The following is a 2,066-nucleotide window of genomic DNA, read 5'->3' as shown; positions in this document are numbered from 1 at the left end:
TGATTCCAGTAGCACCAGTGTCGCCGGTAGGGCCAGTGGAACCAGTAACTCCAGTCGCCCCGGTGTCGCCGGTAGGGCCAGTGGAACCAGTAACTCCAGTAGCGCCAGTGTCACCGGTAGGTCCAGTAGACCCTGTAACTCCAGTGTCGCCAGTAGGTCCAGTAGAACCTGTAACTCCGGTAGAACCTGTAACTCCGGTAGAACCTGTAACTCCGGTAGCACCAGTGTCGCCGGTAGGTCCAGTAGAACCTGTGACTCCAGTAGCGCCAGTATCACCGGTAGATCCAGTGGAACCTGTAACGCCAGTTGCACCAGTATCGCCAGTAGACCCTGTAACTCCAGTAGCACCAGTGTCGCCAGTAGATCCAGTGGAACCTGTAACTCCGATTGACCCAGTATCACCAGTAGATCCAGTGTCACCTGTAACTCCAGTGGCACCAGTATCGCCAGTAGGTCCGGTAGAACCTGCAGCTCCGGTAGCACCGGTGTCGCCGGTAGTTGTATCACCAGTAGCCCCAGCAGGTCCTGTAATTCCAGTAGCGCCAGTGTCACCGGTAGGCCCGGTAGAGCCTGTGACTCCGGTTGCGCCAGTGTTGCCAGTAGATCCAGTAGAACCTGTGGCACCAGTATCGCCAGTAGATCCTGTGGCTCCGGTAGGTCCTGTAGTGCCAGTACTACCAGAGAAGAAATCTATGCTAAGAAATGGTCTTTGGCTTGGAACAGTCCATTCTTTAGAGAAGTAACCTATAATAGTATCAATTATATTTTCAATACCATTTAATGTTATACCAAAGTTTGTCGCTGGGTTATTGATCCAATCTATTACTAAATTAGTGATATCAATGCTTATATAATTACCAACATTTGCATCAGTGATAGTTATAGAATAGATTGTTGGATTTACTGATGGTGCATTATTCCATGTAACTATATTTTCTGAAAAGTCACTTACATTTGTAAATATACTAACGGTTTGAGGGGATAAAACAGCGTCAGGTAGATCTTTTCTAAAAACAAATAAGTTCAAGGAAGCGTTAGATACTGTATTTCCTGAAGGAACAGCATTAATTAAATCAAATTTTAATAAACTTCTAAATAAATCATTAGGTTGAACAAATCTTCCAGTAAATAGAAGGCTTGAAAATCCATAATTTGTGTTTGGGTTTAACAATGAGATATATGCATCTGCAATAGGAATGAGAATAGTAGTAGGCATTGCATCATCTCCTTAATTTAGTATAATACATATATATCCTTAGTTAATATATGTAAAATTGTGAAAAATGGTGTAGTACGATGAATAATGTCTAAAATTTATTTTAATAAAAATAGGTTTTAGACATCATTCATAAGATTAGAAAATACAAACTTTATTAGAAAGTAGAAATTTGTATTGAAATTTATTGATAGTGCGGACTATGATGATATGTAGAATTTTGATAGATGTACTACTATCTTAATTTTAAAGTTCTATATTATACATATGGACTTGTTATTTATTTGATTGTGCTTTATACAAAAGCTCTCTGCGTTACACGCAGAGAGCCGTTTTTTATACTAGTCTAATTTCTTAATAGTTAATTGAGAACCAACACCTGGAGCTAATGTCATTACTAAAGGAGTTGCTGAGTTATTTCTTAAAGTGATGACATCTCCGGCAGCAAGGGTTAATATAGCACTTCCAAATAATTCTCCGGTAGCAACTAAAGCTGTTATAGGAGTAGATGCATCAACAGTACCATTTACAGCAATTGCAATTTGAGAACCAACACCTGCTGTTATGCTGATGCCATAATTTATTTCATAAGTGCCGGCACTTGTTACGGTAATAGTAGTAGTACCAGGTGTATGAGTTACACCACTTAACGGTCCATTGTTAGAGAATGGAACGTCTGCACCACCAACAACAGTTGAATCAGCGATTGTTGCAAGTTCATATACATAACCATCTGCAGCTAAACCAGCACCAGTTGGTCCAGTATCGCCAGTAGGGCCTGTCGCACCGGTATCGCCAGTAGGACCAGTAACGCCAGTATCACCAGTAGGGCCAGTAACGCCAGTATCAC

The 2,066-nt window shown here is 41.2% G+C and carries 1 protein-coding gene and 2 pseudogenes; 1 reads left to right on the top strand and 2 read right to left on the bottom strand.

Annotated elements, in window-relative coordinates:
- Positions 1–17 precede the first annotated feature (17 nt).
- Positions 18–743 (top strand): DUF4573 domain-containing protein, encoded by a 726-nt coding sequence (locus CLOBL_RS28840; RefSeq protein ID WP_347472982.1) that lies wholly within the window; start codon positions 18–20, stop codon positions 741–743.
- Between the two features lie 8 nt (positions 744–751).
- On the opposite strand, the pseudogene CLOBL_RS28835 reads toward CLOBL_RS28840, so the two are convergent.
- Both CLOBL_RS28835 and CLOBL_RS27135 read right to left on the bottom strand, forming a co-directional pair.
- Positions 752–1,216, bottom strand: a pseudogene (locus CLOBL_RS28835) (DNRLRE domain-containing protein); the annotation flags it as partial.
- 341 nt (positions 1,217–1,557) lie between these two features.
- Positions 1,558–2,066, bottom strand: a pseudogene (locus CLOBL_RS27135) (collagen-like protein); the annotation flags it as partial.

Origin of the sequence: Clostridium sp. BL-8 (assembly GCF_002006495.1) — a bacterium.
In the GTDB taxonomy this organism is placed as follows: Bacteria; Bacillota; Clostridia; order Clostridiales; family Clostridiaceae; genus Clostridium.
This window is presented reverse-complemented; position numbering and strand designations above follow the sequence as displayed.